The organism is Candidatus Polarisedimenticolaceae bacterium (genome assembly GCA_036275915.1).
GTDB lineage: Bacteria > Acidobacteriota > Polarisedimenticolia > Polarisedimenticolales > DASRJG01 > DASRJG01.
The window spans coordinates 30,728-54,902 of the sequence record DASUCV010000014.1; the positions used below are offsets into that span (position 1 = coordinate 30,728).

The 24,175-nt window shown below is 70.5% G+C and carries 27 protein-coding genes; 18 read left to right on the forward strand and 9 right to left on the reverse strand.

From position 1 onward, the window contains the following. Positions 1-4: 4 nt before the first annotated feature. The 3 genes from VFV19_11765 to VFV19_11775 are packed head-to-tail and all read right to left on the reverse strand — an operon-like array spanning position 5 to position 2,186. Complete coding sequence (locus VFV19_11765; protein ID HEX4824977.1) at positions 5-1,093, reverse strand: hypothetical protein; 1,089 nt, start codon at positions 1,091-1,093, stop codon at positions 5-7. Then, positions 1,090-1,593 (reverse strand): hypothetical protein, encoded by a 504-nt coding sequence (locus VFV19_11770; protein HEX4824978.1) that lies wholly within the window; start codon positions 1,591-1,593, stop codon positions 1,090-1,092. The genes VFV19_11765 and VFV19_11770 overlap by 4 nt, the downstream gene beginning before the upstream one ends. Further along, entirely contained in the window at positions 1,590-2,186 is a 597-nt protein-coding gene (locus VFV19_11775) for a sigma-70 family RNA polymerase sigma factor (protein HEX4824979.1), read from the reverse strand. Before VFV19_11775 ends, VFV19_11770 begins: the two co-directional genes overlap by 4 nt. Before the next feature lie 71 nt (positions 2,187-2,257). On the opposite strand from VFV19_11775, the gene VFV19_11780 reads away from it, so the two are divergent. From VFV19_11780 to VFV19_11795, 4 genes are all read left to right on the forward strand, one after another. Further along, on the forward strand, positions 2,258-2,614 hold the full coding sequence (locus tag VFV19_11780; GenBank protein HEX4824980.1) for a DUF971 domain-containing protein: 357 nt from the start codon (positions 2,258-2,260) through the stop codon (positions 2,612-2,614). Continuing rightward, positions 2,611-3,642, forward strand: a complete 1,032-nt coding sequence (gap, locus tag VFV19_11785) for a type I glyceraldehyde-3-phosphate dehydrogenase (GenBank protein HEX4824981.1) — start codon at positions 2,611-2,613, stop codon at positions 3,640-3,642. Before VFV19_11780 ends, gap (VFV19_11785) begins: the two co-directional genes overlap by 4 nt. Further along, complete coding sequence (gene gap, locus VFV19_11790; protein ID HEX4824982.1) at positions 3,639-4,646, forward strand: type I glyceraldehyde-3-phosphate dehydrogenase; 1,008 nt, start codon at positions 3,639-3,641, stop codon at positions 4,644-4,646. Before gap (VFV19_11785) ends, gap (VFV19_11790) begins: the two co-directional genes overlap by 4 nt. Before the next feature lie 231 nt (positions 4,647-4,877). Next, positions 4,878-5,075, forward strand: coding sequence for a hypothetical protein (locus tag VFV19_11795; protein ID HEX4824983.1), 198 nt, complete (start codon positions 4,878-4,880; stop codon positions 5,073-5,075). 62 nt (positions 5,076-5,137) lie between these two features. Here VFV19_11795 and ttcA read toward each other — a convergent pair whose 3' ends face one another. Next, positions 5,138-5,992 (reverse strand): tRNA 2-thiocytidine(32) synthetase TtcA, encoded by an 855-nt coding sequence (gene ttcA / locus VFV19_11800; GenBank protein HEX4824984.1) that lies wholly within the window; start codon positions 5,990-5,992, stop codon positions 5,138-5,140. A gap of 2 nt (positions 5,993-5,994) precedes the next feature. Beyond that, positions 5,995-7,476 (reverse strand): proline--tRNA ligase, encoded by a 1,482-nt coding sequence (gene proS / locus VFV19_11805; protein ID HEX4824985.1) that lies wholly within the window; start codon positions 7,474-7,476, stop codon positions 5,995-5,997. 96 nt (positions 7,477-7,572) lie between these two features. Here proS and VFV19_11810 point away from each other — a divergent pair, with 96 nt between their 5' ends. Continuing rightward, the gene (locus VFV19_11810; GenBank protein ID HEX4824986.1) at positions 7,573-8,181 is read left to right on the forward strand and encodes a CPBP family intramembrane glutamic endopeptidase; all 609 of its coding nucleotides are present in this window, start codon (positions 7,573-7,575) and stop codon (positions 8,179-8,181) included. Positions 8,182-8,249: 68 nt separating this feature from the next. Here VFV19_11810 and VFV19_11815 read toward each other — a convergent pair whose 3' ends face one another. Further along, on the reverse strand, positions 8,250-8,873 hold the full coding sequence (locus VFV19_11815) for a protein-L-isoaspartate(D-aspartate) O-methyltransferase (protein HEX4824987.1): 624 nt from the start codon (positions 8,871-8,873) through the stop codon (positions 8,250-8,252). Positions 8,874-8,914: 41 nt separating this feature from the next. On the opposite strand from VFV19_11815, the gene VFV19_11820 reads away from it, so the two are divergent. Genes VFV19_11820 through mpl form a run of 3 tightly spaced genes read left to right on the forward strand, consistent with a single transcriptional unit; the run spans position 8,915 to position 12,863 of the window. Next, positions 8,915-9,883: a patatin-like phospholipase family protein gene (locus VFV19_11820; GenBank protein HEX4824988.1), complete on the forward strand. Its 969-nt coding sequence runs from the start codon at positions 8,915-8,917 to the stop codon at positions 9,881-9,883. Beyond that, positions 9,880-11,439: an AsmA-like C-terminal region-containing protein gene (locus tag VFV19_11825; GenBank protein HEX4824989.1), complete on the forward strand. Its 1,560-nt coding sequence runs from the start codon at positions 9,880-9,882 to the stop codon at positions 11,437-11,439. The genes VFV19_11820 and VFV19_11825 overlap by 4 nt, the downstream gene beginning before the upstream one ends. A gap of 11 nt (positions 11,440-11,450) precedes the next feature. After that, positions 11,451-12,863: a UDP-N-acetylmuramate:L-alanyl-gamma-D-glutamyl-meso-diaminopimelate ligase gene (gene mpl, locus VFV19_11830; GenBank protein HEX4824990.1), complete on the forward strand. Its 1,413-nt coding sequence runs from the start codon at positions 11,451-11,453 to the stop codon at positions 12,861-12,863. 88 nt (positions 12,864-12,951) lie between these two features. Here the strand turns inward: mpl and VFV19_11835 are convergent, their stop codons facing one another. Further along, positions 12,952-14,964, reverse strand: coding sequence for a DUF6600 domain-containing protein (locus VFV19_11835; GenBank protein ID HEX4824991.1), 2,013 nt, complete (start codon positions 14,962-14,964; stop codon positions 12,952-12,954). Positions 14,965-15,149: 185 nt separating this feature from the next. Between VFV19_11835 and def the strand changes: the two genes are divergently transcribed. The 10 genes from def to bamD are packed head-to-tail and all read left to right on the forward strand — an operon-like array spanning position 15,150 to position 22,380. Beyond that, positions 15,150-15,692: a peptide deformylase gene (gene def / locus VFV19_11840; GenBank protein ID HEX4824992.1), complete on the forward strand. Its 543-nt coding sequence runs from the start codon at positions 15,150-15,152 to the stop codon at positions 15,690-15,692. After that, positions 15,689-16,630 (forward strand): methionyl-tRNA formyltransferase, encoded by a 942-nt coding sequence (gene fmt, locus VFV19_11845; protein ID HEX4824993.1) that lies wholly within the window; start codon positions 15,689-15,691, stop codon positions 16,628-16,630. The genes def and fmt overlap by 4 nt, the downstream gene beginning before the upstream one ends. Continuing rightward, positions 16,605-17,885, forward strand: a complete 1,281-nt coding sequence (rsmB, locus tag VFV19_11850) for a 16S rRNA (cytosine(967)-C(5))-methyltransferase RsmB (protein HEX4824994.1) — start codon at positions 16,605-16,607, stop codon at positions 17,883-17,885. The genes fmt and rsmB overlap by 26 nt, the downstream gene beginning before the upstream one ends. A 30-nt stretch (positions 17,886-17,915) precedes the next feature. Beyond that, complete coding sequence (locus VFV19_11855) at positions 17,916-18,518, forward strand: LemA family protein (protein ID HEX4824995.1); 603 nt, start codon at positions 17,916-17,918, stop codon at positions 18,516-18,518. 32 nt (positions 18,519-18,550) lie between these two features. Beyond that, positions 18,551-19,309 (forward strand): TPM domain-containing protein, encoded by a 759-nt coding sequence (locus VFV19_11860; protein HEX4824996.1) that lies wholly within the window; start codon positions 18,551-18,553, stop codon positions 19,307-19,309. Between the two features lie 4 nt (positions 19,310-19,313). Then, a complete protein-coding gene (locus VFV19_11865; protein ID HEX4824997.1) occupies positions 19,314-19,742 on the forward strand; it encodes a TPM domain-containing protein in 429 nt (142 codons plus the stop codon). Continuing rightward, positions 19,739-20,467, forward strand: coding sequence for a PASTA domain-containing protein (locus tag VFV19_11870; protein ID HEX4824998.1), 729 nt, complete (start codon positions 19,739-19,741; stop codon positions 20,465-20,467). Before VFV19_11865 ends, VFV19_11870 begins: the two co-directional genes overlap by 4 nt. An 11-nt stretch (positions 20,468-20,478) precedes the next feature. Continuing rightward, the gene (gene rpe, locus VFV19_11875) at positions 20,479-21,162 is read left to right on the forward strand and encodes a ribulose-phosphate 3-epimerase (GenBank protein HEX4824999.1); all 684 of its coding nucleotides are present in this window, start codon (positions 20,479-20,481) and stop codon (positions 21,160-21,162) included. Further along, positions 21,155-21,583, forward strand: coding sequence for a thioesterase family protein (locus VFV19_11880; protein ID HEX4825000.1), 429 nt, complete (start codon positions 21,155-21,157; stop codon positions 21,581-21,583). The genes rpe and VFV19_11880 overlap by 8 nt, the downstream gene beginning before the upstream one ends. Further along, positions 21,580-22,380 (forward strand): outer membrane protein assembly factor BamD, encoded by an 801-nt coding sequence (gene bamD / locus VFV19_11885; GenBank protein HEX4825001.1) that lies wholly within the window; start codon positions 21,580-21,582, stop codon positions 22,378-22,380. Before VFV19_11880 ends, bamD begins: the two co-directional genes overlap by 4 nt. A 1-nt stretch (position 22,381) precedes the next feature. Here the strand turns inward: bamD and VFV19_11890 are convergent, their stop codons facing one another. Together VFV19_11890 and VFV19_11895 are read right to left on the reverse strand one after the other, a co-directional pair. Continuing rightward, the gene (locus VFV19_11890; GenBank protein HEX4825002.1) at positions 22,382-23,251 is read right to left on the reverse strand and encodes a DUF72 domain-containing protein; all 870 of its coding nucleotides are present in this window, start codon (positions 23,249-23,251) and stop codon (positions 22,382-22,384) included. Next, positions 23,248-24,174, reverse strand: a complete 927-nt coding sequence (locus VFV19_11895) for a 2-dehydropantoate 2-reductase (GenBank protein HEX4825003.1) — start codon at positions 24,172-24,174, stop codon at positions 23,248-23,250. Before VFV19_11895 ends, VFV19_11890 begins: the two co-directional genes overlap by 4 nt. Between the last annotated feature and the right edge of the window lies 1 nt (position 24,175).

Sequence of the window (24,175 nt, forward strand, 5' to 3'; positions counted from 1 at the left end):
CCGATCAGACTACAGGAGAGACCCCCGGATCGATCGCGGGCGGCGCGGCCGGAGGCGCCGGCGGCCGCACGACGACGAGGGGCGGGCTCCGCCGCGTGCCGACGCGCGTCAAGATCAACGCACCGAACGCCACGATCTCGATCAGGAACCACAGCAGGATTCCGAAGCAGGGGACGAGCCGGAGGAGGGCGAAGGGTGCCCAGCCGAGGACGAGCGCGCCGACGAGGCTCATGTCGCGCCCGAACGCGCGGCCGATGCGGAAGCCGACCTGGTGGAAGACGCCGCACATCGCGAGCCACTTGAGGACCGTGAAGACGAGGTAGAGGAGCGCCGCGACGGGGATGCCGATGATCGTCACCGCGAGGAACAGCTCGATCATCGCGAAGAGCATGTAGCCGATGAGGCCGGCGAGGATCGCGGTGAAGAGCCGGACGGGGATCTCCTCGCTGATGAGCTTGATCCGGTCGGGGACGATCGCGGCGAGGAGCAGCGCGCACACGAAGAACAGGAAGAGGAAGAGGAGCTTGACCCAGAGGAAGAGCCCGCGGAGCAGGCTCGATCCGAGGGCGCCGGCGCCGCTCAGGCCACCGTCGAGGAACGGCAGCGGGACCTTGGTGACCTGGCCGTTCACCGTGGCGCCGTTCCGCTCGAACGAGCCGCCGACGTGGACGAGATCGCCTTCGATGAGGGTCGAGGAGGCGAGCTTCGTCGGGGACATGACGCTGACGACGTTGCCCGACACGCTCCCCGAGACGTCGAGCGTGCCCATGACGACCGTCACGCTGCCGCTGACGTGCCCTTCGATCTTCGCGTGGCCCATGACGCAGACGACGTCGCCGCTGTAGTCCTCGTCGGGGCCGATCGTGACGTCCTCGTTGTAGCCGCCGCGATCGCCGCCGCCGTGGGTGTGGCGGCGATGGGAGTCGGAGGGCGGCTCGGGCGCGTCCGGCACGACCGGCGTCGCGGGGACCGACTTCGTCTCGGCGGGCGGAGCGGGAGCGGGCTGCGGGGCCGGCGGCTTCGCCGGGGAAGACGTGGCGCTCAGGAGGACGGCGAGGGCGCCGGCGAGGGCGAGCCGCGGGACGAGGGTCATGCCTGCTCCTTCTGGCGTGCGAAGCGGAGATCGCGTCCGACGACCCAGAGCGAGAACGCCGCCATCGCCGCGATCGCGGCGGTGAGGGTGAGCTGAGCCAGCGGACGGAACGCGGCGAGCGGCCGCGCGAGGGTCTGAAGGGCGGCGAGCAGCGTGGTGAGCGCGTGCGACCACTGCTGCGCCATCGTCTCCGCCGGGCGCGAGAGCTTGGCTGCGGTGTCGGCGGTGATCGCCGTCGTCTTCGAGACCTCGACGACGACCTGGTCGAGCGACGGGCCGTGCCAGAGGGCCGACGCGAGGAGCGCGACCCCGGCGAGCGCGGCGGCGATCGCCCAGCGGACGAGCTCCGCGCGGTGCTGCGGCCCGGCCTCGGCGATCCGCATCATGACGGCGTCGGCGACGTCGACCTCGAAGGGCGCGGGCGCGCCCGCGCCCTCGAGCGACTCCCTGAGGAGCGCGTCGAGCGCATCGTCGTTCCGGAGATCGATCGGCTCTCTCACTTGAAGTGCTCCGGGTTCCGGTGGACCAGGATCTTCTTGAGGGCCTCGCGGCCGCGCATGAGGCGCGTCTTCACGGTCCCCTCGGGGACGCCCAGGACCCGCGCGGTCTCGTCGACCTTCAGGCCCTCGACGTAGACCAGATGCATGACCTCGCGGTAACGATCGTCGATGTCGGCGAGCGCCGACCTCACGAGCGACTGCCGCTCGTCCGATTCCATGTCGTCTTCCGCGCCGGGGGTACGGTCGACGACCTGCTCGGGCATCTCGGTACGTCCGCGCTCCTTCTTCATGCGGCGGGAGCGATCGACGACGTGGTTGGCGGTGAGCTTGTAGAGCCAGGTCGAGAAGGCGTGATCCGGACGGAATTGGTGGAGATTCCGGTACACCTTGAAGAAGACCTCGCTCACCACGTCCTCCGTGTCTTCGCGGCGGCATCCCGACCGCCAGGCGATCCCGGCCACCAGGTTCTGGTACCGGGTGACGAGATCGCGGAATCGCTCGGTTTTTCCGGCGAGGACGGCCTGAACGGCCCTTAGATCCTCGGCGGCCCGCTCGTCCGCGGTCTCGCCCGACGCCTGGGTGTAACGCTCCATTTACTCGAAGGTTCCCAAGACTTCAGAACCCCGTTGAGGTTCTGGCGCGCAGAGTACACTAGCGAATCCCGATGAACGCAGATCCCAAGTCGTTCAAGCCAAGGAACATCGCCGTCTTCGGCCGCGAGCTGGCCCTGGCGTGGGCCGACGGCCACGAGTCGTATCTCCCCTTCGACGACCTGCGCCGCGCCTGTCCCTGCGCCATGTGCCGCGGAACGCACGAGCCGGCGGCGGCCCCCGACCCGCTCCGGATCGTGAAGGCTCCCGTCGCGGGGCAGGTCGCGATCGCCAAGCTCGTCCCGGTCGGATCGTACGCCGTCCAGATCGTCTGGAGCGACGGCCACGACACGGGGATCTACGCGTTCGAGTCGCTCCGGGAGGCCTGTCCCTGCCCCGATTGCCGCCGCCGCAACGGAGGAGCGTCGTGACCACTCGCATCGGTCTCATGGGCTTCGGCCGCATCGGCCGCAACGTCTTCAAGATCCTGCACGACCGCGACGATCTGCAGGTCGCGGCGATCGTCGACATCGCGGAGCCGCAGGCGCTCGAGTACCTGCTCAAGTACGACACGGTGCACGGCCGCTTCGAAGCGCCGGTGTGGGTCAAGGGGGATGCGCTCTACGCGCGCGGCCGCGCGATCCGCCTCCTCCACGAGAAGGCGCCGGGCGACGTCGACTGGGCCGCGCTCGGCGTCGACATCGTCGTCGAGGCGACCGGCAAGTATCGAACGCGCGCGCTCCTCCAGAAGCACCTCGACCGCGGGGCGAAGCGCGTCGTCCTCACGGTGCCGCCGCGCGATGACCTCGACGCGCTCGTCGTGATGGGCGTGAACGACGACGTCCTCACCCCCGACGTGCGCCTCGTGAGCAACGCCTCGTGCACCGCGAACGCGCTCGCCCCGATCTGCAAGATCCTGGACGACGCGTTCGGGATCGAGCGCGGCTTCATGACGACGGTGCACGCCTACACGAACGACCAGCGCCTGGCCGACGTCCCCCACGACGAGATCCGACGCTCGCGCGCCGCGGCGGAGAACATCATCCCGACGACGACGTTCTCGCCGCAGGTCGTCGAGTCGATCCTCCCGCAGCTCAAGGGCAAGCTCGACGGCATGGCGCTCAACGTGCCGGTCCCCGACGGCTCGACCGTCGACCTCGTGACCTGGATGAAGACTTCGGTGACGGCGGAGACGGTCAACGAGGTCGTCCGCTCCGCCTCCGCGACGACGTTCAAGGGGATCGTCGAGTACACCGACCAGCCGGTGGTCTCGAGCGACGTCGTCGGCAACGACCACTCGGCGGTGTTCGACGGGCTCTCCACCTTCGTGCTCGGCGACACGATGCTGAAGACGATCACCTGGTACGACAACGGGTGGGGCTACGCGCGGCGCGTCACCGAGCTGATCGCGCGCCTCGCGGCGCTCGAAGCGGTCCCGGCGGAGAGGGTCGGACGATGACGAAGCCCAAGGTCGCGATCAACGGGTTCGGGCGGATCGGGCGCGCCGTCTTCCGCATCCTCGCCGGCCGGGACGACGTCGACGTCGTCGCCATCAACGACATCTCGCCGAAGGAGACCCTCGCGTACCTCACGCGCTTCGACACCGTGTTCGGCCGGTTCCCCGGCGACGTCACGATCGAGGGGAGCACGATGCACGCGGGCACGCAGTCCGTACGCATGCTCGAGGAGAAGGACCCGGCGAAGCTCCCGTGGAAGGCGCTCGGCATCGACGTCGTCATCGAGGCGACCGGAAAGTTCCGCAAGAAGGACGAGTGCATGAAGCACGTCGAGGCGGGCGCGGCGCGCGTCATCCTCACCGTGCCGGCCAAGGACGAGGTCGACGCGATGGTCGTCGTCGGCGTGAACGACGGGGTCTTGAGGAAGGAGCACCGCATCGTCTCGGCCGCGAGCTGCACGACGAACTGCCTGGCGCCTGTCGCGAAGGTGCTCCACGAGGCGTTCGGCCTCAAGAGGGGACTCATCACGACCGTCCACGCCTACACGAACGACCAGCGCCTCGCCGACGTCCCGCACAAAGATCTCCGGCGCTCGCGCGCGGCGAACGAGAACATCATCCCGACGACGACCGGCGCCGCGAGGGCGGTGGGGAAGGTGCTGCCCGAGCTGAAGGGCAAGCTCGACGGGATCGCGATGCGCGTGCCGGTGCCCGACGGCTCGACCGTCGATCTCGTCGCCGAGCTCGAGCGGGACGCCACGCCGCAGCAGATCAACGACGCCGTTCGCGCGGCCGCTTCGAAGCCTCCGCTCGCCGGGATCCTCGCCTACTGCGATCAGCCGATCGTCTCCTCGGACATCATCCAGGACTCCCACTCGGCGACGTTCGACTCTCTCTGCACGCGCTCCCTCGGCGGCCGCTACGTGAAGACGATCGCCTGGTACGACAACGAGTGGGGCTATTCGTGCCGGGTCGTCGACCTGATCGGCCGCCTCGCGGCGCTATGACACGGCGTGGGGGTTGCCGCGCCCGGGTTTCCCCGGTAACTTGAACGCGTCATCCGGAGCGGCCCGCCTGCTTTTGGCGGGTCCGGCAACCTGGGAGGGCATCCCAAGGTGCCAACCCCGCGGTCGTTGCGCGGGGGATGCGGGCCGAGGCCGAAGGGCCGAGGCCAAACAAGTGCCCGGCGCGGAGGACCCGCGCTCTCCGGGTGTCTTCCTCGTGGGAGGAGGCACCACATGCACCCCGATCATCACCTCTGGCGGAACGGCAGGCTCTTCTGGGTCGCCTTCACCGTCCACCTTCCGGGTTGGCGGAAGGAGCGGGTCCGACGTTCGCTCGGGACCGACGACGTCGCCGAGGCACGCCGCCGCCGCGACGTTCTCTTCGCGCACCTCGCGGGACAACCCGATCTGACGCTCTCGCTGCGCTACTAGGATTTGAGAGGGGACAGCTTCCGAAACTCGTACTTCAGAGTTTCGGAAGCTGTCCCCTCTGACTAGCGACGGTCGGGGTAGTCGGCGGCCTTCGCGGCCCACGCCTCCGCGACCTCGCGGTCGAGGAGGTGGCTCGGGCGGACGTTCCCCAGCGCGGCGAGCATCACCGAGCGCACGTTCGGGATGCGGCGCTCGAGATCGGCGAGGAGCGCCGCGACGGCGTCGCGCTTGAGGTTCGCCTGCGAGCCGCAGAGGTTGCACGGGACGATGGGATAACCCGCCGCCCCTGCCCAGGCGGCGATGTCGTCCTCTGCGCACTCGATGAGCGGACGGATGACCTCGAACTTGTCGTCGTTCGTGGTGTAGATCGGCGGCATCGCCTGGAGGCGCCCCGCGTAGAGGAGGTTCAGGAGGAACGTCTCGAGCGCGTCGTCGCGATGATGCCCAAGGGCGATCTTGTTGCAGCCGAGCCGCTCCGCGGCGGAGTACATGATCCCGCGACGCAAGCGCGAGCAGAGGCGGCAGTAGGTGCGCCCGCCGCCGTGCTCCTCGGCATCGGCCAGGACCGCGCTGTAGGTGTCCTCCCGGTGGATTTCGAATGGGACGCCCGACGCCTGGAGCCACGCACGAAGCGCGGTACCGTCGTAGCCGGGCTGCGCCTGGTCGAGATGGAACGCCACCAGCGTGAACTTCACCGGCGACTTCCGCCGCGCCTCCTCCAGGAGGTCGAGCATCGTGTAACTGTCCTTGCCGCCGGAGACGGCGACGAGGACGCGATCGCCTTCGCGGAGGAGCGCGTGCTCGTGAATCGTCTTCGCGACGGTGCGGGCGAGATCGGTGCGGAGGCGCTCCGGCGGCTTCGCCTCACGCGCGGCGCGATAGCCCTCGGGGACGATCGTCAGGAGGTCGAGCGACATCGTCAGTACGCCTTCGCGAAGTGCACCCGCTTCTTCGAGGGGTTGCCGCAGCGGACGCACTTGCCCGCCTCGTCGGGCTGGTCGAAGGCGAGCACGCGCACCGTCGCCTTCGTCTCCTCCTGGATCGCGACCTCGCACGCGGTGTCGCCGCAGAAGTGCGCCAGGAGGAACCCGCCGGTCTCGTCGAGCTGCTTCTTGAACGACGCGTAGTCGTCGATCTTGAACGTGAGCGCCTCGCGACGCGCCAGCGCCGCCGCGAGCATCTCGTCCTGGATCGCGTCGAGCATCTTCGGGACCTCGACCACGGCGTCGGCCATCGGCACGAACGCCTTCTGGCGGTTCGTCCGCCGCACGCAGCAGATCGATCCCTTCTCGAGATCCTTCGGTCCGATCTCGATGCGCAGGGGGACGCCCAGCATCTCCCACTCGTTGTACTTGAACCCCGGCGAGAGGTTGTCGCGCGCGTCGAGCTTCACGCGCAGGCCCGCGTCCTTGAGCTTCGCCTCGACCTCCTTCGCCGCCGCGAGGATGCGATCGACAGGGTCGGTTCCCTTCCAGATCGGCACGATGACGACCTGCACAGGAGCCAACCGCGGAGGAAGGACGAGCCCGTTGTCGTCGCCGTGCGCCATGACGATCGCGCCGACCAGGCGCGTGGAGACGCCCCACGACGTGTTGAACGCGTGCTGCCAGTCGCCGGCCTCGGTCTGGAACTTGAGGTCGAACGCCTTCGCGAAGTTCTGCCCGAGGTGGTGCGACGTCCCGGCCTGGAGCGCTTTCCCGTCCTGCATGAGCGCCTCGATGCAGTACGTGTGGTCCGCGCCCGCGAACTTCTCCTTCTCGGTTTTCAAACCCTTCAGGACCGGCACCGCCATGTACTCCTCGGCGAACGTCGCATAGACGTCGAGCATCCGCCGCGCCTCCTGCTCGGCCTCGTCCTCGGTCGCATGCGCGGTGTGCCCCTCTTGCCAGAGGAACTCGGTCGTACGGAGGAACAGGCGCGTGCGCATCTCCCAGCGGACGATGTTCGCCCACTGGTTCATCAGGATCGGCAGGTCGCGGTACGACTGGACCCACTTCGCGAACATCGAGTAGATGATCGTCTCCGACGTCGGCCGGATGACGAGCTCTTCCTCGAGCGCGCTCGCGGGATCGGGGACGAGCGTCGTCACCCCGTCCTTGACCTCCGCCTTCAGGCGCGAGTGCGTGACGATCGCGCACTCCTTCGCGAACCCCTCGACGTGCTGCGCTTCCTTCGCGAGGAACGACTTCGGGATGAAGAGCGGGAAGTACGCGTTCTCGTGGCCGGTGTCCTTGAACATCTTGTCCAGGACGCGCTGCATGTTCTCCCACAGGGCGTAGCCGTGCGGTCGGATGACCATGCATCCCTTCACCGGCGAGTAGTCCGCCATCCGGGATTGCGTCACCACGTCCGTGTACCAGCGCGAGGAGTCCTCCGCGCGCGGCGTGATCAGCTTGGCCATGCCTGTGCCTCCATGTCATCCTTGCGACGCTTGTCGCAGGACGAAGCGCGGATTATAGGAGGCGGGTCGCCGGAGGTTCCACCTCGCGGCGCTTTCGTGCGCTTCCTGCTCGGCGAAGCGGCGTGGCTCCTGGCCGCCTTCGCGGTGACCGTGCTCGTCGCCCAGGCGCTCCAGGCCTTGGGCGACGGCTGGGCCGATGCGGCACCCGGAGCGGCGCTCTTCGGGCTTCACGGCCTCATCGGCATCCACGTGCTCCGCGCGAACGCGCGCTCGATCGCCGCCTGGCTCGCGGTGCGCGGCAAGGACCTCGCGTGGGGCGCCGCCGGCGGCGCACTCCTGCTCGCGTTCAACGTCGTCTACGGCAAGCTCCTCGACACCGCCGGCGTCACGCCGCCGGACATGGTGGCGCTCCTCCGCGAGCTCCTCCCCATGCCGGCGCTCATCCTCTGGGCGGGCTTCCTGGCTCCGGTCGTCGAGGAGATGTACTTCCGGGGACGTCTCACCGAAGCGTTCGACGGACGCGTCGGCCCGCGGTGGTCCGGCGTCATCACCTCGGCGGCGTTCGCCGCGATCCACGGCATCCCGGTCTTCATTCCGGCATATCTGGTGTTCGCGGCGGTTCTCTTGGGGCTCCGCCGCAAGACCGGCGGCCTCATCGCGCCGATCGTCGCGCACGTCATCAACAACACCGCTGCGCTGGTATGAAGGGGACAGTAACCAAGTTTTTCTTACACGCAGAGTTCGCGTGTAAGAAAAACTTGGTTACTGTCCCCTTACCGTAACGGCACGAACCTCACCGGCAGAACGCTCTCGCGATGGAAGCCGTCCGTGCGTCGCGTGACGACGAGGAGATCTTGCGTGGCGCCGCCGACGGGGATCACCAGGCGGCCTTCGATGGCGAGCTGATCGAGGAGAGCCTCCGGGATCGCGCGCGGCGCGGCGGTGACGACGATCGCCTCGAACGGTGCCTCCTCGGGCCAGCCCGCGGAGCCGTCGCCGACGCGAAGGCGCGCGTTCGTCATGCCGAGCGATGCGAGGGTCTCCGCCGCGCGTGACGACAGCTCGGGCTCGAGCTCGATGCTCCACACGGAGGCGCCGCAGGCGTCGAGGATGGCGGCCTGGTAGCCGCAGCCGGTGCCGACCTCGAGGATGCGCGAGCCGGCATGCGGGCGCGCGAGCGCGGTCATCAGCGCGACGACGAACGGTTGCGAGATCGTCTGGCCGAGGCCGATCGCGACGGGGCCGTCGGAATAAGCGATGAGCTGCTCGGTCTCGGGAACGAAGAGGTGGCGCGGCACCGTGCGCATCGCTTCCAGCACCGCGGGGTCCTGGACGCCCCGGGCGGCGATCTGCGCCTCCACCATCCGTTCCCGCTCTTCTCGGCGGTCGTCGTCCATCCCCCTCGACGCCTCCCAGCCGGGAGCATTATCTTCCCCCGGTGCTTCCCCCGTGGAAACTGAAGGTCGGGCTCGCCCTGGGAGGGGGGGCGGCCCGGGGCATGGCCCACATCGGCGTCCTCCGCGCCCTCGTGCGCGAGGGGATTCCCATCGACATCATCACGGGGACGAGCATGGGGGCGGTGATCGGCGGCGCGTACGCGGCGCTCGGCGACATCGGCGAGGTCGAGCGGCGCATGCAGGGCCTCCTCGGGAGCGAGGAGTTCCGCAAGAACCGCGTCTCGTTCCTCCGCGAGACGAAACAGAAGCGGGGCGGCCTCGTCTTCTCGGTCAAGAATCTCATCCGGCGCGGGATCGTCTACGGCATGTCGACGATGCGCCCGTCGCTCATCTCCGCGGAGGAGTTCGCGCGCAACCTCGGGCGCATCCTCCCCGACGTCGAGATCTCGACGACGCCGATCCGCTTCGCCGCCTCCGCGGTCGATCTCGAGATGGCGCACGAGGTCGTCCTCTGCCACGGGAAGCTGCGCGACGTCGCGGCGGCGAGCGCGGCGATCCCCGGCATCCTCCCGCCGCGGCGCTTGAACGGCCGCCTCCTCATCGACGGCGGCTGGGTCGACAAGATTCCCGTGCTCCCCGCGTTCCGCCTCGGCGCCGACGTGGTCATCGGCGTCGACATCTCGGCCGACCTCGAGGACGCGAAGCGCTACGCGCGCGGCATCGACGTCGTCATGAGGGCGAACACGATCAAGGATGCGGTGATGACCGGGCTGCACCGGCGCCTCGCCGACGTCCTCATCGAGCCGGCGGTGCGGAAGATCCACTGGGCCGACTTCGACGCGGCGGCGTTCTGCATCGCGGCGGGCGACCGGGCCGCGACCGCCGCGGCGGGCAGCATCCGCGAGCTGCTCCACCACGAGCGGTTCCGCTCGATCATGCGGCCGCCGCTCGGGAAGAGGCTGGCGCAGCGCTACCTCGCCTCGTCCGATCTTCACGTGTCGGTCGAATGAGATTGCGCCGGCCGCTCCTCGGGTGCGCCGCGATCGCGCTGATCGTCTTCGTGGCCGCGGCGATCGTGCTGCCCCGGCTCGTCGACGCCGACGCGCTGCGCGCGCGCGCGGAGGCGGAGCTCTCGAAGAGCCTTGGCCGGAAGGTCTCGCTCGGGACGACGCGCCTCACGCTCTGGACTGGGCTCGCGCTCAGCGCGGACAAATTCCGCGTCGGAGAGCCGCTGTCCGGCTCCGCGGCCGGCGTGCCGCTCGTCGAGGCGGGAGCGACGTCGGTGCACGTGGCCTTCCTGCCGCTTCTCCACAGGGAGGTCGACGCGAAGTCGATCACCGTCGAGCACGCCGCGATCCTCCGGGACGGCAAGCCTCTGCTCTCCGACCTCTCGCTCTCCAGCACGCTTCACCTGGCTCCCGACGGATCGATCGACGCGGCTGGGAAAGCGACGGCGAAGGTCGATCTGCTGCCGGCAAAGCCGACGCTCGACGCACGCTTCGCCGTCGCCTTCGCGAACGGTGCGCTCGCGATCCGCTCGGCGGACGCCGAGATCGCCGGCGCGCACGTCGGCGCCCAAGGAACGATCGACGGCGTGAGCACGCCGCAGCCTCACGCGAAGCTCGACCTCAGCGCCGACCTCGGGAAGTCCAAGCTCTCGGGGCCGCTCGACGCGACGTTCGGCCCGCAGCCGGCCGGGCGCTTCGATCTCCACGCCGATCGGCTCGACCTCGCCGAGCTGGCGGACTTCCCGTCGAAGCTCGCCGGGACGGCGCCGCCCGCGGTGCCGTCCGGGGTCGCGATGACGGCGGTCCACGCCGTGATGACGATGAACGCCGGGGAGGTCCGCCTCGACGACGCGTCGTTCCAGGCGTTCGGCGGCGAGGGGCGGGGGACCGTGAGCGCGCATCCGTTCGACGCGGAGCGGGCGTTCGCCGTCGATCAGGCGGTCAGCCGCGTCTCGATCGGCGCGCTCATCGCGGCATTGGCGCCCGCGCAGAAGGGGAGCGTCGAGGGAACCGCGGCGCTGAAGGTGGCGCTGCACGGACGTGCCGGCGAGAAGGCGCTCCTGCCGACCGTCTCGGGCCCGGGCCACGTCGAGATCACGAACGGCACGATCAAGAGCGTCGGTGTCATTCAGCAGGTCATGAAGCTCCTCGAGGTCGCGGGGGCCAAGGGGATCGCGAAGAGCGACACCCCGTTCGATCGCCTGAGCGCCGACTTCGACGTCGTGTCGGGCACGGCGACGACGAAGAACCTCGAGTTCCGCTCGGCCGATCTCGACGCCGACGGCGCCGGCACCGTCGGCCTCGGTGGGGCGCTCCACCTCGACGTGCTCGGCTCGTTCTCGAAGGCGGTCTCGGATCAGCTCGTCGCGAAGACGCCGGCGCTCTCGATCCGCGTCAACGGCGAGGGGCGGCTCACCGTCCCGCTGCAGATCCGCGGGACCGCGCAGGCGCCGAAGGTCCAGCTCGATGTCGACAAGGTGCTCCGCGAAGGGGTCGTCAAGGAGTTGAAGAAAGAGGGAACGAAGAACCTCCTGAAGAAGCTCTTCGGGGGAAAGTGACGGGAGGATCCGTGGCGAAGGAGCACGTTCATCTCATCGGGATCGGCGGGACCGGGATGGCGGGGGCCGCCGGACTCTTCGAGCAGTCGGGGTGCCGGGTCACCGGATCGGACGGCCCGCTCTATCCGCCGACGTCGACGATCCTCGCCGGTATGGGGATCGAGGTCTTCGAGGGATACGACGCCGCCCATCTCACGCCGGCCCCGGACCTCGTCGTCGTCGGGAACGCGGTGAGCCGCGGGAACCCCGAGGCCGAGGAGATGCTCGACCGCCGCCTGCCGCACCTCTCGATGGCGGCCGCGATCGAGCAGCGCTTCCTCGCCGGACGCCACTCGATCGTCGTCGCCGGCACGCACGGAAAGACGACGACGACGGCGATGCTCGCGTGGGTGCTCCACAACGCCGGGCGGAACCCCGGATTCCTGATCGGCGGCCTGCCGATGGACTTCGATGCGTCGTACCACCTCGGGAAGGGGCCGGCGTTCGTCATCGAGGGGGACGAGTACGACACCGCCTTCTTCGACAAGGGCCCGAAGTTCATGCACTACCGCCCCGACACCGCGCTCATCGGAACCGTCGAGTACGACCACGCCGACATCTACCGCGACGAGGAAGAGGTCCGCCGTGTCTTCCGATGGCTCACGAACATCGTGCCGCGGCGCGGCCTGCTCGTGCGTCACGAGGACTGCCGCACGACGGTCGACGTGACGTCGCACGCGCAGGCGCGCATCGAGGGCTACGGCCTGTCGAGCGGCAACTGGCGCGCGTCGGCGATCGAGCACACGCAAGGCGGCACGCGGTTCCGCGTGACGCGCGACGGCCTCGACTTCGCGCAGATCGCGATGCCGCTCGCCGGCGAGTACAACGTCAGGAACGCGCTCGCCGTGATCGCCGCCGCGACCGAGCAGGGGCTCGGCGCGCGCGAGATCGCGTCGGGGCTCCGGTCGTTCCGCGGCGTGCGCCGGCGCATGGAGGTGAAGGGCGAGGCGGGCGGAGTCCTCGTCCTCGACGATTTCGCGCACCACCCGACGGCGATCGCGGAAACCTTGCGCGCGGTGAAGCAGCGCTATCGCGGACGGCGCGTGTGGGCGGTCCTCGAGCCGCGCTCGTGGTCGCTCCGCCGCAACGTCTTCCAGGCGCGGCTCGCCGAGGCGTTCGACGATGCGGACGAGGTCGTGCTCGCCGAGGTCTTCGGCGCCGATCAGCTCGCGCCCGCCGAGCGCCTCGATCCCGGCCGCCTCGTCGGCGATCTCGCCGCGCGCGGACGCCCCGCGCGATTCCTCCCCGGCGTCGACGCGATCGTCGGCTACCTGCAAGAGCATCTGAGGTCCGGCGACGTCGTCGCGGTCCTCTCGAACGGCGGCTTCGGAGGCATCCACGGAAAGCTCCTGGATGCGCTCGAGCTTCGCGCCGCGAGGAAGTGAAAAGAAAACGAGCCGGCGACCCTACGTCGCCGGCTCGGGCCGGACCCCGTGTGAGGGGGGGCGGGGGACGGCCGATCCTATCGAATGGTCAGTGGTGCTTGTCGTTGCCGCCGCCGTGTCCCTGATTCGGATGCGCCTGGCCTCCACCGCCCTGACGCTCCGGCTGAGGCCGCGGCTGGGGACGCTGGGGCTGAGGCTGCGCGCGCTGCGGTTGCGGCTGAGGCCGCGGCTCGAACCGCTGCGGCTGCTGCTGTGGACGAGGCGGGTCGACCCGTTGCTGCGGCTGCGGGCGCTGCGGCTCGAAGCGCTGCGGCTGCTGCCGCTGCGGCATCGCCTGCTCGCGCGACGGGACCGGCACGAACGCGTTCCTCCGCTCGGTCTGCGGCGCGATCTCCTGCGGCCGCGTCTCGCGCGGGCGGGACATGCGCTGGTAGAGGTCGCGCACGCCGTCGGTTCCGGTCGGCCGCCGGTCGAGGCCGCCATTCGGGGCGGCGTGCGAGCGCGGAGCGGTATCCGACTCCTCGAAGACGCGGCGCTGCGGCGTCCGTGACGGTGCCGCGCCACGCGGGTCTTCCAGGATGCGGCGCGGACGCGCCCACGGGTCGTTCCCGTTCCCGTTGAACGTGCGCGACCCGTTCGACGGCGCCTGAGGCCGCGCGAACGACGGCTGAGTCACCGCCGCGCGCGGGCTCACCGGACGCTGGGGCTCCGAACGGACGATGTCCCGGCGGATGTCGTTCATCGTTCGCGACGGCCGCGAGCGGAGCGCGGTCTCGTCGAGAGGCCGCATCCGGCCCGACCGGTCGAGCGCCGTTTCCTGGAACGCCTTCTGCTGCAGCTCGCGCGATCCGGCGAAGTGGCGCGGATCGACGCGCGGCGGATTGGTCACGACGTTCGCGTGGCGCAGGTCGTTCGGCGGAATCGATCCGATCGGCACCGCGTACCGGTGAACGTTCGACGCGTAGACGTTGTTGTAGTTGACGAACGTCCAGCTGCCCGGGCCGTAGTAGCCATACGCGTAGGCCCCGCCGGCGCACCCCGGGTGGCCCCAGTAGTCGAGCGGCGCCCAGCCGACGTACGCCGAGCCCCACGACCACGAGACCCAGGCACCCGCGAACACGTCGCCGGGGATCCAGGACCAGCCGTAGCTCGGAACCCACTGCCAGTTGCCGTAGTGGTAAGGCGCCCAGCCCCACGGCTCACTGGAAACCCAGAAGTAGCCGCCGGGACCGTAGTTCCAGTAGCCGCTCCCGTACGGCTGCCAGCCCGAGGGAACGCCGCTCGGCGTCCAGACGTTGCCGTAGGTCGGAACGTTGTTCCACGAGCCGTAGGTCGACAGCTCGTTGTAATAGGGCTGCACTTCCTGCGGGACCTGGCCCTGGTCGGGTTGGCCGCCCTGGGCCATCTGCTCGTTCGGACGGTAGGCCGCGTCGCGCGTCGCGCACCAGCGGTCGAACCCGTCGCTCGCGAAGGAGGTGTGAGGCTGCGGCTCCGCCGGGGCGGACCCCTGCGCCACCGACGTGCCCGTCCCGCCGCGGACGAGGACCGAGCTCTCGTTGCCGACGACTTCCGCGACGCCGCGGAGCGCGTTCACGCGGGTGCCGCCGCGCCGGTCGGCGTCGATCCGCACGTCGCCTTCTTCGAGCACGTAGATCGAGGCGTCGCGCGTGTCGATGCGGAACTCGTCCTTGCCGTTCCCGCGGTGGGCGATCCGAAGGACGCCGCCCTGAAGCACGAGGACGCTGTTGTCCTGATACTTCGCGCCGGGCTCCGGAAGGGCCTGGAAGGCGACTTCGGTCCCGTGGTCGAGCCGCAGCAGCGTGCCGTCGGCGAGCTGGACCTCGGCGCGACCGTCGCTGCGGAGCGTGTCGCCGGGGAAGATCGGTGCGTTGACTCCGGCCCGGTCGCCCGAGTCGGTGTTGCCGTCGGCGCGCACGATCGTGGCGCCGCCCTCCTCGAACCGGATGCGGCCGTAGTCGCCGTTCAAGTAGTCGTCGGAGTACGCCTGGGGCTGGGGGTCGTCCGATTGCGCGAACGCGGGGACGGCCAACCCGAGCATCAGGGTCAGGGCCGCTGCCATCGTGCGTGTCGCGGTTCTCATGGTCGTTGGTCCTCCCGACACCCTGGTGCATTGCACCCGACGTGCCACGGGGACGGTCATCGAAAACGCCGCCGTTCCGGTCGAACCGGCCGAACCTGTCCTCCGGCGCCCCTGCGAGTGTCCTGACGAGCGGACGGCGGCCCCGCGTGTTGACGGCCTTTCGAAGCGGATGGTACCGTCGCCCCATGGCGCTCCGGCCCATCGTCTTGTATCCCGATCCGGTCCTCCTGACTCCGACCGAGCGCGTGGAGACGATCGACGACGAGGTGAAGGCGCTCGTCCGCGACATGGTCGACACGATGTACGCCGCCCCAGGGATCGGGCTCGCGGCGAATCAGGTCGGGGTCGCGAAGCGGCTCTGCATCGTGGACCTCTCGGTCGGCGATACGCCGGGGGAGCTTCGGGTGTTCATCAATCCGCGGGTCGTCGAGGCGACCGGGGCCGAGACCGCCGAGGAGGGGTGCCTGTCGTTCCCCGACATCCACCTCGACATCGAGCGGCCGAAGAACGCGACGATCGAGGCCGAGGACCTCGAGGGTAAGACGTTCCGCGTCTCCGCCGACGGCCTCCTGGCGCGGGCGATGCAGCACGAGATCGAGCACCTCGAAGGGCGCGTGTTCCTCATGAACCTCTCGCCGCTCAAGCGCGAGCTGGTGAAGCGGCAGATCAAGAAGCGGATCAAGGCGGGGGACTGGACGATGACGTTCGAGCGCCCGCCCGTGCCGTGAGGGTCGCGTTCTTCGGGACCCCGGAGACGGCGGTCCCCACCCTGGATGCGCTCCTCCGGCACGGCGTCGACGTCGCCCTCGTCGTGACCCGCGCCGATCGCCCGGTGGGCCGCTCCCGCACGCCGCGGCCTCCCGCGGTGAAGGTGCGCGCCGGCGAGGTGGGGCTCCCGGTCGTGCAGCCCGAGTCGGTCAAGGATCCGGCGTTTGCCGCCGCGCTCGAGGCGGCGGCCCCCGACGCGCTCGTCGTCGTCGCCTACGGACGCCTGCTTCCGCAGGGTGTCCTCGACGCGGCGCCTCATGGAGCGATCAACGTTCATTTCTCGATGCTCCCGGCGCTCCGCGGGGCGGCTCCGGTCGCGTGGGCGCTGGCGCGCGGGGCGCGCGAGACCGGGGTCTCTACGTTCCGCCTCGACCGCGGGCTCGACACCGGCGACGTCCTCCTTCAGGAGGCTGTGCCGATCCTCCCGCGCGAGCACGCCCCGGCGCTCCTCGCGCGTCTCGCGGTGACCGGGGCGGAACTCCTCGTACGGACGCTCGATGGGCTCGCGGCGGGCACGATCGTTCCGCACCCCCAGGACGGCGCGCGCGCGACGTACGCCCCGATCCTGACGCGCGGCGACGGCGCGTGGGATCCGGGGTGGACCGCGGCCGACCTCGAGGGGCGCGTCCGAGGCTTCGATCCGTGGCCCGGCGTCTGGTCCCGCTGCGCCGGCCGCCGCCTCCGCCTCGCCGGTGCCGTTGCGCTCGACGGCGACCTCAGCGACGCCCCCGCCGGCACGCTCCTCGACGCGCTCCGGCTCGCGTGCGCGGACGGCACGGTGGCCGCGCTCGAGGCGGTCCAGTTCGAGGGGCGGCGCGTCGTGACGGCACGCGAGGCCGCCGCGGGACGGCAGCTCGCGCCGGGGGATCGTCTTGAGCGTATCGAACCCGCGGCGTGAGGCGTACCGGATCCTGAGGCGCGTCGAGGAGGCGGGCGCGTTCGCGTCGGCGCTCCTCGAGAGCCGGCCTCCCTCCCGCGATCAGCGCGATGCGGCGCTCGTGACCGAGATCGTCCTCGGCGTTCTCCGCCGGCGTGCGGTCATCGACCACGCCGTCGCGCGCGTCGCCTCGCGCCCGATCGACGGGATCGAGCCGGCGGTGAGGGAAGCGCTCCGCGTCGGGACCTACTCGATTCTCTTCCTCGATCGCGTGCCCGACTTCGCCGCCGTGGACACCGCGGTGACGCTCGTCAAGGAGGCCGGTCACGCGAAGGCCGCGGGGTTCGTCAACGGCGTGCTGCGCCGCGTCGCGAGGGAAGGCGAGGCGCTCCTTCCGCCGGCGCCCGTTCGAGGAGACGCGGCGGCGCTCGCCCTCTACCGGTCGCACCCGGCCTGGTGGGTCGAGCGCCTCGTCCGGAGGCTCGGCTGGGAGGAAGCCGATGCTCTTCTCGCCGCGGACAACGAGCCCGCGGCGACGACGCTCGCGCCGCGGGGACCCGGACTGGCCGAAGCGCTCGCGCGCGAGGGCGTCGTCACCGAGCCGTGCGCCGAGGTCCCCGGCGCGCTCCGCGTCACGAGCGGCGTGCCCCAGCAGACGGAGGCGTTCCGCGCCGGCGCGTTCTGGATGCAGGACGAAGCGTCCCAGCGCGTCGTGCGCCTCTTCGGCGATCGTGTCGGGCCGCGCGTGGCCGACGTCTGCGCCGCCCCCGGGGGGAAGTCGCTCGGCCTCGCCGCACGCCTCGCGAAGGGCGGCGTCGTCGTCGCGCTCGATCGCCATGCGCACCGGCTGCGACGCGTCGTCGCGAACGCCGGGCGCGTCGGCGTCACGTCGATCGTGACCGTCGCGGCCGACATGACGCGGGAGGCGCCGCTCGCCGGGACGTTCGACGACGTCCTCGTCGATGCGCCGTGCAGCGGGACCGGCACCCTCCGTCGCCATCCGGAGATCCGCTGGCGCCTGCGGCCGGACGATCTCCCCGTGCTCGCCGCGCGCCAGCGCAAGATCCTCGCCTCGGCCGCCGCGCTTGTCCGCCCCGGCGGGCGGCTCGGCTATGCCGTCTGCTCGCTCGAGCCCGAGGAGGGGGAGGAGGTCGTCGCGTCGTTCCTCGACGCGCACCCGGCCTTCTCCAGGACCGGCGAGATCCTCCGCACGAGCCCCGCGCATGCGCCGCAGGACGGCTTCTACGCGGTTCTCCTGACGCGGCGTTCGGAGTGAAGGTAGGATGCGCCCTCGCGGAGGTCTCTCATGAAGCGGATGTTGGGCTGCGGGATCGTCGCTCTGGTCCTCGTCGTGGTGGTCGGCGCCGTGTTCTTCTGGGGCGTCGGCATCAGCAACGGGCTCATCGCCCGCCAGGTCGCGGTCGACGGGGCCTGGGCTCAGGTCGAGAACGTCTACCAGCGGCGGGCCGACCTCATCCCGAACCTCGTCGAGACGGTCAAGGGGGCGTCGAACTTCGAGAAGTCGACCCTCCAGGCGGTCATCGACGCGCGTGCGAAGGCGACGCAGATGGTCGTCACGCCGGAGGTCGTCAACGACCCGGCGAAGTTCCAGCAGTTCCAGAAGGTCCAGGGCGAGCTGTCCGGCGCGCTCTCGCGCCTCCTCGCGGTCGCGGAGAACTACCCCGACCTCAAGGCGAACCAGAACTACCTCGAGCTGCAATCGCAGATCGAGGGGACGGAGAACCGCATCGCGCAGGAGCGGCAGCGGTTCAACACCGCCGTCACCGACTACAACACCGCCATCCGCGTCTTCCCGGCCTCGCTCATCGCGAGCCTCCGCGGGTTCAAGGCGAAGGAGTTCTTCCAGGCCGATTCGGGGAGCGAGAAGGCCCCGCAGGTGAAGTTCTGATCCGAGCGCTCCGCGGCTTCCTCGCCGCCTCGATCGCGCTCCTCGCGGCGGGGGCGGCCCTCGGCTTCGACGTTCCCGCGAAGCCCGCGGCGCGCGTCAACGACTACGCCGGCGTCCTCTCCGCCGACACGGAACGGACGCTTGGCGAGCGCCTCGCCTCGTTCGAGCAGCAGACGTCGAACCAGATCGTCGTGGCGACGATCCCGTCGCTCGACGGCGCCGTGATCGAGGACGTCGCCGTCAAGACGTTCGAGCGATGGGGGCTCGGCCAGAAGGGGACGAACAACGGTGTCCTCCTCCTCATCGCCGTCAAGGACCACCGCGCCCGCATCGAGGTCGGTTACGGCCTCGAGGACAAGCTGACCGACGCGCTCTCGCGCCGCATCCTCGAGACCCACCTGTTCCCGGCGCTCCGCGGGGGCGACTGGGACGGCGGCGTCACCGCGACCGTCGACGCGATCGTCGCGGTCACGCAGGGCACGTACGTCGCCAAGGCGCCCCCTCCGCGGAGGCGCGGCTCGTCGTGGTGGGTTCCGCTCATTCCGTTCGGGATCCTGGTGATCTTCATCATCATCGCGTCTCAGAGCGGCCGAGGCATCTCCGGCAGGGGACGCCGCAACGTCTTCCGCACAGGCCCGTTCTGGTGGGGAGGCGGCGGGTTTGGCGGAGGCGGGGGAGGCTGGGGCGGAGGCGGCTGGAGCGGCGGCGGTGGTGGCGGCGGGGGAGGCTTCGGCGGATTCTCCGGCGGAGGCGGGATGTCGGGGGGTGGAGGCGCGTCGGGATCATGGTGACGCGATGACGGCCCTCCTCGCTCCGGCCGACGAGCACCGGATCGTCGAGGCGATCCGCGCCGCGGAGTCTCGGACCTCGGGCGAGATCCACGTGCACCTCGAGCGCCGCTCCGGCGGACGGCCTCTCGAGGCCGCGCGCCGCTGGTTCGTCCGCCTCCGGATGGACCGAACACGCGAGCGGAACGGCATCCTGTTCTACGTCGCGGTCGACGAGCGTCTCTTCGCCGTCGTCGGCGACGCCGGCATCCACGAGCGCGTCGGCGTCGCGTTCTGGGAGTCGCTGCGCGACGTCCTGGCGGGATCGTTCGCCGCGGGTGATCACGCAGGAGGTCTCGTCCGCGCCATCGGCGAGGCCGGGAAGCAGCTGGCGGAGCACTTCCCCCGTCGCGGCGACGACGAGAACGAATTGCCCGACGAGGTGTCGACCTCATGAGCTGGCGAAGGGCCGCCCGGATCGGGGCGTGGATCGCCGGCAGCGCGGCGGTCGCGGGCGCCGTCGGCCTCACGTCGTTCTGCGTCGCGTTCCGCGCGGATCGCCGCAGCAGCGTGCTCGAGGTGCCGGACTGGAGCGGCAAGCCGCGCGCGGATGCGGCGGAAGAGGCGGCGGCGCTCGGGCTCGGCTTCGAGGTCGGCGAGGAGCGGCACGACCCGGCGGTATCGCCGGGGCGCGTCCTGTCACAGGAGCCGGCGGCGAAGACGAGCGTGAGGCGCGGGCGCGTCATCCGCGTCGTCGTGAGCCTCGGCGGCGAGACCCTGAGCGTTCCCACGGTCGTCGGCACACCCGCGCGCCAGGCGGATCTCGAGATCCGGCGCCAGGGCCTCTCCTCCGGATTCGAGACGCGCGTCCACGACGCCTCGGTACCGGCGGGCAAGGTCATGGATCAATTCCCGGCGGCCGGCGCGCTCGCGACATCGGGGGAGCGGGTCGATCGTCTGGTCTCCGACGGCGAGCGGCCGAAGGTCTGGATCATGCCGGACCTCCGGGGCCGCTCGTTGCGCGCCGCGCAGGAATGGATCACCCTGTGCGGGTTTCGCTCGGGGGCGGTCGCGCGCGAGCCGGCGGCGGACCGCGAGCCCGGGACGGTGCTCCGCCAGCGGCCGCTTCCGGGATGGCCGGTGGCGAAGTCGGACACCGTCCAGCTCACCGTGGCGAACTAGGAGACGAGATCTTGGGCGCCGTCATCGCACCGTCGATCCTGTCGGCCGATTTCTCGCGCCTCGGCGCGGAGATCAAAGACGCCGAGGCCGGCGGCGCCGCGATGATCCACGTCGACGTCATGGACGGCCACTTCGTTCCGAACATCACGATCGGGCCGGCGGTGACGAAGGCGGTACGGCGCGTCACGCAGCTCCCGGTCGATTGCCACCTGATGATCGAGGAGCCCGACCGTTACATCGACGCCTTCGCCGAGGCCGGAGCCGACATGATCTCGGTCCACGTCGAGGTCGCGCGGCATCTCGAGCGCACCGTGCGCGCGATCCAGGCCGCGGGGCGGAAGGCCGGCGTCGTCCTGAACCCGGCGACGCCCCTCGACTCCCTCACCGAGATCCTGCCGGCGGCCGACTTCGTCCTGCTCATGTCGGTCAACCCCGGCTTCGGCGGCCAGCAGCTCATCCGGCCGGTTCTCGACAAGGTCCGGCGCCTCCGCGCGTGGATCGATCGCGAAGGTCTCGCCACGCGGATCGAGATCGACGGCGGGGTGACTCTCGAGAACGTCGACGAGGTCGCGGCGACCGGCGTCGACATGATCGTCGCCGGCTCGGCGATCTTCGGCACGACGGACGCGAGGGGCGCGACGTCGGCGCTCGTCCGGCGGGCCGCCGCCGTCGCGGAGCAGGCGCGCCGTGTCTGAGACGACCGCCGCCCCGATCCGCGTTTCGATCACCGGAACACGCGTCCGCTACCCCGAGACCGACCGGATGGGGATCGCGCACCACACGCACTACTTCGTCTGGTTCGAGCTGGGCCGCACCGAGCTCATGCGCGAGGCCGGATGCGCCTACGGCGCCCTCGAGGACGACGACGAGGTCTTCTTCCCCGTCATCGAGGCGGGCGCGGCCTACAAGGCGTCGGCGCGCTACGACGAGCGGATCGAGATCGAGACCCGCCTGACGGCGGCCGAAGGAGCCCGCGTGCGATTCGAGTACGCCGTGCGGCGCGCCGGTGACGGCACGCTCCTCGCGACCGGGTTCACGGTCCACGCCGCGTGCGGCCCCGACGGCCGTCCGATGAGGATCCCCGAGTCGGTGCGGGCGCGGCTGGGGAGTGCATGACGAGACGAACGATCGCCTGCGTCATGCTCGCTTCGATTGCGATCACAGGGTGCGCCGGCAAGAAAAAGAAGGCCCAGTCGACGGCGGAGGTCTTGACCGCGGAGCAGACCCTCGCCCGCGCCGACGACGCGATGGCGCGCCATCAGCTCCGCAAGGCGAAGAACCTTCTCCAGGGGATCCAGTTCACGCAGGCCGAGCGTCCGACGTACGAGCCGCTCGTCCGTCTCGGCCTCGCGGACGCGACGTACTACCTCGGCGACGATCTCTCGCTCATCGAGGCGCGCTCCAAGTACCTCGATTTCGTGACCCTCTACGCCGATCACCCGCGCGCGCCTTACGCGCAGTTCCAGGCGGGCATGTGCTCGGTGAAGCAGATCTACACGGCGGCGCGCGACCAGGCGCAGACCCGGGTGGCGATCGACGACTTCGCGGAGATCGACAAGCGCTGGCCGCAGTCGCCGTACGGCCGCGCCGCGCGCCAGTTCGTCGGCAAGGGCCAGGACGTGCTCGCCGAGCACGAGTTCGTCGTCGGCACCTTCTACCGCACGAAACAGGCGTACGCCGCGGCGGCTCAGCGTTTCAAGCATCTGCTCGAGACCTATCCGACCTACCGCGCGAAGGACAAGGTTTACTACTGGCTCGGATGGACCATGACCCATGCCAGCGATACCGCGGGCGGCCGCGTGTGGCTCGATCAGGTCATGAACGAGTACCCGCGCAGCAAATACGCCTCGATGGCCCAGAAGCTCCTCGCCGACGAAGCGAAGCAGGACGCGAAGAAGCCGAAGACGGAATAGGTCAGAACAACCGGTCGTGCGCCGTCTTCGTGATCGCGGCGAGGCCGGGATACGCCGCGACAAGCTCCGGCGGCACCTCCGGCACGACCCCCTGGATGAGATGCTTGAGCTGGAGCGCGTTCGCGAGCGCCTGCCCGCGGAAGTGATTGTTCGCGATCGCGTAGACGGCGTGCGCGGACCGGCTCATGCCGCGTGCCGTCTCCGCGAGCGGCCCGAGCTCGCTCTCGGCGTAGAGGTAGTCGTAACGCGCGTCGCGGCCCGCGTCCTCGGCAAACCAGTTCGCCGCGTTCCGTCCGTGCAGGCGCAGGTACCCGACTTCCGAGGTCACGCGGGGCCGCGGGGGTGCCGTGCTCGACATCCGCGGCTGATCGACGACGCACCATCCGGCGCCGAGGCGGTGAATCCACGCGGCGGCGGCATCGTCGTCCCACGAGACATGGCGCGTCTCGACGACGACCGGCCAGCCGGACGCGGCGTCGACGAGGCGGCCGACCCTCCCGCGATTGGTTTCCGTCCAGTGGAAGGACTGCGGGAACTGGACGAGCAGCGCACCGAGGAGACCCGACGCGCGCAGCGGGGCCAATCCCTCGAACGTCGGCCTTACGACGGCCGCCGCGTCGTCCCACGGCTCGTGCGTCCACGCGCGGTGCGCCTTCGCGGTGAAGCGGAAGCCGGACCGCTTCGCGCCGCGCTTCGCCCACGACTCGGCGGTCTTCGGCGACGCGGGGCGGTAGAACGTGCTGTTGATCTCGACGACGTCGACGAACCGCGCGAGCCACGACAGACGGTCGAAGCCGCGATGCGCGGTGGCGGGATAGGCGATCCCGGCCCAATCGGGATAGTCCCAGCCCGCGACGCCGACGTAGGTCACCCCATGCGGGCGGCCGCCTCCTTCGGCGCGAGCTTCGCGTAGATCCGGTCGTGGACGGGCGTCTCGATGCCGAGCGCGTCTCCGATCCGGACGACCGCGCCCGTCCAGTCGTCGAGCTCCGAGGGCCGGCCGGCGGCGATATCGCGCTGCAGCGAGGACGTTCCCGAGGGAGAAAGTCCGGAGACGAAGGCGAGCGCCGACGCCACGGCATCGTCGGGGAGCGCGACCCCACGCGCGCGGCCAAGCTCGAAGATCTCGCGCATCGCCCCCTCGAGCATCGCCCAGAGCTCGGGGCTACCGCGCATCGTGCCGAGATCGGCGTCGGCGAAGGCGCCGACGCCGCCGACCGGTACGACGAAGAGGAACTTCTGCCACAGCGCGACGTGGATGTCCTTGGGGATCTCGGCGGAGATTCCGGCATCGCGGAACGCCTGACGCAGGCGGCGCGTGCGCGCACGCACACGGCCGTCGAGCTCGCCGAATCGGATGAAGTTCGTGGAGCCGACGCTCACGATCCGCCCGGGGCCGTCGACGCGGGTGATCGTGCCGCAGAGCCCGCCCATGACGCGGTCGAGGCCGAGCGCCGAGGTGAGGCGGTCGACGGTCTCGACACCGTTCTGGAGCGGGACGACGACGGCGCGCCGGCCGAGGACCGGCGCGAGCCCTGCGGCGACGGCGGCGACCTGCCACGACTTCACGCCGAGGATCACGACCTGCGCGTCCCGGATGGAAGCGAGGTCGTCGGTGGCGTCCTTCGGCCTCACGACGGTCGTCGCATCGTCGGTGACGAGCGTGAGACCGCGATCGCGGATCGCCGCCAGATGCGCGCCGCGCGCGATGAAGACGACGTCGTGGCCCGCCTGCGCGAGACGCGCGCCGAAGTACCCTCCCGCGCCGCCCACGCCGACGACCGCGATGCTCATC

What these genes read in the sequence shown, in the direction of transcription:
- gap (HEX4824982.1), top strand. Translation starts at nt 3,639, where the DNA reads ATGACGAAGCCCAAGGTCGCGATCAACGGGTTCGGGCGGATCGGGCGC.
- VFV19_11765 (HEX4824977.1), bottom strand. Translation starts at nt 1,093, where the DNA reads ATGACCCTCGTCCCGCGGCTCGCCCTCGCCGGCGCCCTCGCCGTCCTC.
- proS (HEX4824985.1), bottom strand. Translation starts at nt 7,476, where the DNA reads ATGGCCAAGCTGATCACGCCGCGCGCGGAGGACTCCTCGCGCTGGTAC.
- def (HEX4824992.1), top strand. Translation starts at nt 15,150, where the DNA reads ATGGCGCTCCGGCCCATCGTCTTGTATCCCGATCCGGTCCTCCTGACT.
- ttcA (HEX4824984.1), bottom strand. Translation starts at nt 5,992, where the DNA reads ATGTCGCTCGACCTCCTGACGATCGTCCCCGAGGGCTATCGCGCCGCG.
- bamD (HEX4825001.1), top strand. Translation starts at nt 21,580, where the DNA reads ATGACGAGACGAACGATCGCCTGCGTCATGCTCGCTTCGATTGCGATC.
- VFV19_11835 (HEX4824991.1), bottom strand. Translation starts at nt 14,964, where the DNA reads ATGAGAACCGCGACACGCACGATGGCAGCGGCCCTGACCCTGATGCTC.
- VFV19_11825 (HEX4824989.1), top strand. Translation starts at nt 9,880, where the DNA reads ATGAGATTGCGCCGGCCGCTCCTCGGGTGCGCCGCGATCGCGCTGATC.
- VFV19_11855 (HEX4824995.1), top strand. Translation starts at nt 17,916, where the DNA reads ATGAAGCGGATGTTGGGCTGCGGGATCGTCGCTCTGGTCCTCGTCGTG.
- VFV19_11865 (HEX4824997.1), top strand. Translation starts at nt 19,314, where the DNA reads ATGACGGCCCTCCTCGCTCCGGCCGACGAGCACCGGATCGTCGAGGCG.
- VFV19_11815 (HEX4824987.1), bottom strand. Translation starts at nt 8,873, where the DNA reads ATGGACGACGACCGCCGAGAAGAGCGGGAACGGATGGTGGAGGCGCAG.
- VFV19_11870 (HEX4824998.1), top strand. Translation starts at nt 19,739, where the DNA reads ATGAGCTGGCGAAGGGCCGCCCGGATCGGGGCGTGGATCGCCGGCAGC.
- VFV19_11775 (HEX4824979.1), bottom strand. Translation starts at nt 2,186, where the DNA reads ATGGAGCGTTACACCCAGGCGTCGGGCGAGACCGCGGACGAGCGGGCC.
- VFV19_11895 (HEX4825003.1), bottom strand. Translation starts at nt 24,174, where the DNA reads ATGAGCATCGCGGTCGTCGGCGTGGGCGGCGCGGGAGGGTACTTCGGC.
- VFV19_11780 (HEX4824980.1), top strand. Translation starts at nt 2,258, where the DNA reads ATGAACGCAGATCCCAAGTCGTTCAAGCCAAGGAACATCGCCGTCTTC.
- VFV19_11795 (HEX4824983.1), top strand. Translation starts at nt 4,878, where the DNA reads ATGCACCCCGATCATCACCTCTGGCGGAACGGCAGGCTCTTCTGGGTC.